We start from the raw sequence: 5,604 nt of genomic DNA on the forward strand, positions 1-5,604 counted from the left end.
TGAGCTTAAGACTAATGTATGAGCATTATCAACAAAACCCAAAATCAGACAATATATGGACGGGGACTTACAGTGATGGAAAGATGTTATGGGGACAGTTGTTAAAGTAACGGGTACGATAGTTGAATAAGAAACCAGGGACGAGGCTGCCGGCATAATCGGGCAGCCTCGTTTACGTCTTGGGATATGAGGGTGAACCGATCTATTGAGGTGAACGGTCACCAACTGCAGATGAAAATCTCATCTATTCATCTTGGCTTTCGGTTGCAGCGCGCCGGAGCTTAGGGGCCGCGATCCAATTGGGGTTTTTCAGCAATGGATATATGTTCTTGAGGTCTACGTTTGTGGGGCTATCTAATGGCGTAGGAAATCATCAAAGTCTAATATCGAGCATCCTGACGATGGCGGTTACAGCCTCGGCACGGGTAGCCAATGTTGAGGGTGCAAAGTTGTTTCCAGTCGTACCACCAAGCAGATTGTTCTTTCCGGAGATCGAGGCAGCAGGTTTGGCCCAATCGGGAATATCGGCATCGTCGGCATAATCAGTCGTCGCACCAGGAGTGAGCGTTATGCCCAGTCCTTTTACTACCATAGACATCATCTCCTCATGGGTAATGTTCGCAGTGGGACGGAAGGAACCATCAGGGTATCCGCTAATAATGCCAAGCTTCACGGCTTGCTTAACGGACTTGGCCGCCCAGTCTTGGATCTGGCCCGTATCGGTGAACGTGAGATCCGCACCTTCAAACGCCGGCTTCAACCCATTCATTAGCATAACAGTGAATTCTGATCGAGTAATGTTCGCATTCGGCTGAAACGTGAAGTCTGGGTAGCCGCTTGCTACTTTTAACTCATAAGCGCGCAGTATCTCAGGAGTCGCCCAATGTCCTTTGATGTCAATGAACGGGCCGGAGTCTGCGGAAGTTCCTGCCGTGACGACTACCTTGCTCCTGGCAATAAAGTTGCCGTCCTGTGTGGTGACTGTAATGTCTGTCGAACCTGGGGAGAGTGCGGTTACTTTTCCATAAAGGTTCACAGTAGCTGCTCCCGGGTTGCTGCTTACCCATGTCACATTCTGATTCGTAGCGTTATCCGGAATTACCTTAGCCATGAGAGCGACGCTATCTCCGGTACGAAGGAATAGTGCAGTTTTGTTCAGGACAACACTGCTTACTTCGGTTGTCGTGACCGTTCGAGCTGTGACGGAAATCTTGCACTGTGCTACGGGACCGTCTCCAGAAGTCGCCGTAACGGTTACCGTACCGGATATGTGGGCACTCACGTTGCCCTTATTATCAACGGAAGCTATGTTCGGATTGCTGCTTTTCCACGTGACGGTGGAATTGGAGGCATAGCTTGGCGTAAAAGAAGGCGTAAGCTTGCTCGTCTGCCCCTCAGTTAGGGCTAGAGAAGTTTGATCCAAGGTCATCGTCTTGACAGGTACCTTGAGGGCATACATGTACATCACATAAGTATGTTCCATGTCGTTGGTGTCAACGTTTTTCATATCAGGATAGTTGGTGGATACATCATACAAGGTGCCGTCATTTCCGACTGAGAGGGGTTGTGGGTTGTCTGTTACGAATCTATATTGCCATTGAATGGCGCCATCTGGGTTAAGCGCATAGATTGCCTTATTGGAAGAGGATTGGGTGTAGACCAGCCCATTTGGCGCCAGCACGGGTGGGACAACGGAGCCGCCTGCGGCAAACTGCCACTTTAGACTGCCGTCAGAACGAATAACGTTCAGTTTGGAGTCCTCTGACCCTACATAGACGTCGCCATTCTGCGCGACCGATGGAGCGAAGAGGGTGCTCCCTTGATCAAACTTCCATTTGAGCCCCCCGCTAGGCAAGATGGCGTATAAGTTGTGATCGGCCGATCCAGCGAAGATCGTACCGTCTGGTCCTACAGCGGGAGCAGAGCTCACAATCCCGCCAGCTTGGTACGTCCATTTTCTCGTTCCGTTGGGCTTGATCGCATACAGGGATGAAGTGCCGTTGGCCGCATATATAGTCCCGTCAGGAGCCGTCGCTAGGGAGGCTTGACCTCTAACCTCCATATCGTACAACCAGATTTCGGATCCGTTCTGAGGATTCAGAGCATGGAGGATGCCATCACGGGAAGCCGCATACAGGATGCCATCTGATCCGAATACAGGAGTTGATCTAATCTGATCCCCGGCTGCGAATGCCCATTTCTTCGTTCCATCCGGACGAATGGCGATCAACTCACCCGGATTATCGTTTGCATTACTGACATAAATCGTGCCGTCCGGCCCAACGATAGGTGGTGTTAAAAGAATGTCATTGAGCGTGTAGCTCCACATTTTCGTCCCATCGGATTTAAAGGCAGAAACGTATGATACAGAGCCAAGAAAAAAAAACGTATGTCCCAAGTAGATTGTCTGATCTGGTCCTATTGCTGGGGCGCCCATATATCGGCTGGCAAGCGTCGGAGCTTTCCATTTCAACTGAACGTCGCTGGAGTTTTGGAAAATAATCAAATCTTTGATAATGGGGAACTCGATAATGTGGCTCGGAGTTAGTATCGTTCAAGGATCAAGCTTGATTTCAGCTGAGACGGATATATTCAGGCACCCGAAGCACATGGATATTCCCAGTAAGCCGGATATCCAACTCCTGTACATCCGCATAGAAAAAACCTCCTGTTTTAATTTGATTATTCCTTTTCCGGTCTTACGATTCAATAGGACTTCTCACTCAATTATGGTACGAATCGTGTCGAATCGAATAGGACTTTTATGGCAAAAAAAACATGGTGACTTGGAGAAATTTCAGGCAAAGAATTGAGTTTTGTTTAATTGAAGAACATCATCCATTTTATGTTGAATTTTGAATATGTCATTCCGCTAAACATTCCTGTATAGCCTAAGAAATGGGCTTTGTCAAAAAAGGAGCGCCTCGGTATGATGGGTTTGTCGACGGGTAAATACCCAACACCATCAAGGAGGCGCTCTTATTATGAAGTTTAAACAATCGGATGGACAAAATCAACGGATTGAACGAATTACCACTTCTCATCTTATTGTGGGTATCGATATGGCAAAGGAAACCCATGTCGCTCAAGCAACTAACTACCGTGGAATTGTCCTTACAAACCAGAATCTTTCGCTCAAAAACACAATCCAAGGATTTGAAAAATTACATCGATGGATAGGTAGCTTGCAACAAAAACACCGGCTAAATAGCATCATAATAGGCATGGAACCGACGGGACATTACTGGTATAACTTGGCCAATTGGCTTGCCCAGAAAGGAATACACGTTGTTTTAGTGAATCCTGCAACGACAAAACGAAACAAAGAGAACCGAGATAATTGTCCTTCCAAGAGTGACCCGAAGGATGCTCTTGTTATTGCAGATGTTGTTAGCCGTGGCTACTACTATGAGTACACTCGGCAAGCAACCCATTTCAACGGTTACGTACCGTTATGAGCGATCGTGAATTTTGGGTCACGAATAGTGTTCGAATGCAGAATCGGATCATCCGCTGGCTGGATATTCGCTTTCCTGAGTATGCCTCGGTGTTTAAAGATTGGACTTGTCCGCGATCCATAGCGACACTCAAAGCGTTTCCGTCCCCGTTAGATCTAAAAGGTCAATCAACGGCAGAGATTATTACAGGATGGAGAAAATATATGAAACGAGCTGGTGGATCCACGGGCATTCAGAAGGCAGCAGAGCTCCTTGCTAAAGCAGAACAGAGCGTTGGGGAGTCTGTTGCACTCAGTGAGGCCAAGCAGGACCTACAATGCTTACTAGAAGAGTACGAGCGTATTGTTAGTATACTGAACCAGCTAGAACAAGAAATTGCTGTTAAAAGAAAATAAACCATTAGACTGAAAAATAAAGTGTTAGACTAGGAAAATAAAGTTGTAGACTGAGAAAATATAGTATTAGACCGGGAACGGCATTAACCTAACGGGCAGGATAGTTACAATTCATGGTAAAATAAACGTAAGAATTAAAGTAGCTAAGGAGGACTTTTTATAGCTTTAGTTCATGATTTTATACTTATTTCAAACAGTAAGTTTGGAGAGATATGTTTAAGTGGAATTTATGACTATAAGGACAGCAATTCAGAAAATGTTGTTCAACTACATGATGACATGTTCGGTTACATGCAAGATTCATTGAAATGGATTAAAACCATAAATCCGGACAAAAACGAAAGTGCATTGGGATTTAATTATTATGGACGCTCTTTAATTGAAAAAAATGGAGCAGTGAAATTAACGAAGCTCATGAAAGCATGGTATCTTATGTTTTCTGAAGCTCCTGAAGATATAATATTAACGGGTTTGTATACGTGGAATGAAGATGGGGATCCTCGAAAAACAGGGACTTATGAGAAGTTATCATTTAAGAGAAAAGAAATCCTTGATACTCTAGGACAGTTAATTGAATTCTCACTTCTGGTTGAGTCAGGTGAATACATAATGATTTATCATGGTATCTGAATTAACGGGACACTTCGGTCGGAAGGGAGCGGATAAAGTGTTTAATATCAATGAATTAATTCCTCAACATAAATTTGACGAAGATGCCCTAAACAAATTAAGAATCTTGGTCCCTTCTGAAGTAGACATTAGTCCGGTAATAGCTCAATTGTTCGAGTGGATTCAAGACATAAACTGGCCAATTGCACCAGAACTGTGTAAGATTTTGGCTTCTCTCAAACCTGAGGATATCATTCCACATATTAAGATGGTATTGAATAGTGGTGACGATTGCTGGCAATTTTCATGTATTTGTTTCCTTATCCCAGAGCTGCCTATTGAAGTAAAAAGGGAAATTGTACCTGACTTATTAAGAATCATAAAGAATCCCACAATAAATGAAAAACTTTGTGAAATTGATGTTGACGCTCGGAATGTATACGAGGATTTGATTGCTTTGTTAAACTAACGGGTAACGATAGTTGAACGAACCAGGGGGACAGACGCTGCGACAGCTGATCCCTTTTATTGCATGGATAAACTCAAGTCACTTTGTGGAAGATAATTTGATGGGGTGATTTGTATTAAATGTAAAAAGATATATCGGATTACTGCTAACGGTCATCATTTTCTTGGTGTCAATACAGCCCGTTTACGCTAAGCCACACGAAGAACCATTGCAACGGATTGTACTTACTTTGTTAGCTCCAAAAATACAGGAACAGATTAATCGATACTATAAAGATAAACTAACTGTATCACCTACGTTTTCGCCTTTTCTGGGTGGAACTAATTTAGACGTTGAATATCATCCTTCTCATATTGATGTTCATGTTAAAACAATCCCGTACGTAGGACCTCATCTGGATGTAGGGATGGACTCGATGAGGTTTAGAATAGATAATACGGGAACTGTAATGGTTCTAGAATACAAGCACATTAGGGACTATGAATTGCCTCCTAACTGGCAACACATTATTAAAACTTCGTTCAACTTAAGGGTACGATAGCTTAATAAACAACTAAGACGCGGCTGCCGGCATGGATTGGCAGCCGCGTTGTGCTAACGGGCAGATTAATTGAGTAACTTTTCCATATGTATAATCCATTTGATGGTACTATATAAGTAGATTGGAAACTAT

The 5,604-nt window shown here is 44.0% G+C and carries 6 protein-coding genes; 5 read left to right on the forward strand and 1 reads right to left on the reverse strand.

Going from position 1 to position 5,604, the window contains the following annotated elements; all coding sequences use genetic code 11:
- Positions 1 to 373: 373 nt before the first annotated feature.
- Positions 374 to 2,473: an Ig-like domain-containing protein gene (locus tag GC093_RS32515; protein ID WP_171656116.1), complete on the reverse strand. Its 2,100-nt coding sequence runs from the start codon at positions 2,471 to 2,473 to the stop codon at positions 374 to 376.
- A 511-nt stretch (positions 2,474 to 2,984) separates the two neighbouring features.
- Here GC093_RS32515 and GC093_RS36225 point away from each other — a divergent pair.
- The 5 genes from GC093_RS36225 to GC093_RS32535 all read left to right on the forward strand — a co-directional run bounded on the left by GC093_RS36225 (position 2,985) and on the right by GC093_RS32535 (position 5,472).
- Positions 2,985 to 3,458 carry an IS110 family transposase gene (locus GC093_RS36225; RefSeq protein WP_246315791.1) on the forward strand — a complete coding sequence of 158 codons (474 nt, stop codon included), beginning with the start codon at positions 2,985 to 2,987 and terminating at the stop codon, positions 3,456 to 3,458.
- Positions 3,455 to 3,853 carry a keratin gene (locus GC093_RS36230; RefSeq protein WP_246315792.1) on the forward strand — a complete coding sequence of 133 codons (399 nt, stop codon included), beginning with the start codon at positions 3,455 to 3,457 and terminating at the stop codon, positions 3,851 to 3,853. The genes GC093_RS36225 and GC093_RS36230 overlap by 4 nt, the downstream gene beginning before the upstream one ends.
- Before the next feature lie 291 nt (positions 3,854 to 4,144).
- Entirely contained in the window at positions 4,145 to 4,483 is a 339-nt protein-coding gene (locus tag GC093_RS32525) for a hypothetical protein (RefSeq protein ID WP_171656117.1), read from the forward strand.
- A 37-nt stretch (positions 4,484 to 4,520) separates the two neighbouring features.
- Entirely contained in the window at positions 4,521 to 4,931 is a 411-nt protein-coding gene (locus GC093_RS32530) for a DUF5071 domain-containing protein (RefSeq protein WP_171656118.1), read from the forward strand.
- Between the two features lie 166 nt (positions 4,932 to 5,097).
- Positions 5,098 to 5,472 (forward strand): DUF3888 domain-containing protein, encoded by a 375-nt coding sequence (locus GC093_RS32535; protein WP_312886663.1) that lies wholly within the window; start codon positions 5,098 to 5,100, stop codon positions 5,470 to 5,472.
- Positions 5,473 to 5,604 lie beyond the last annotated feature (132 nt).

Source organism: Paenibacillus foliorum (assembly GCF_013141765.1).
GTDB classification, from domain to species: Bacteria; Bacillota; Bacilli; order Paenibacillales; family NBRC-103111; genus Paenibacillus_S; species Paenibacillus_S foliorum.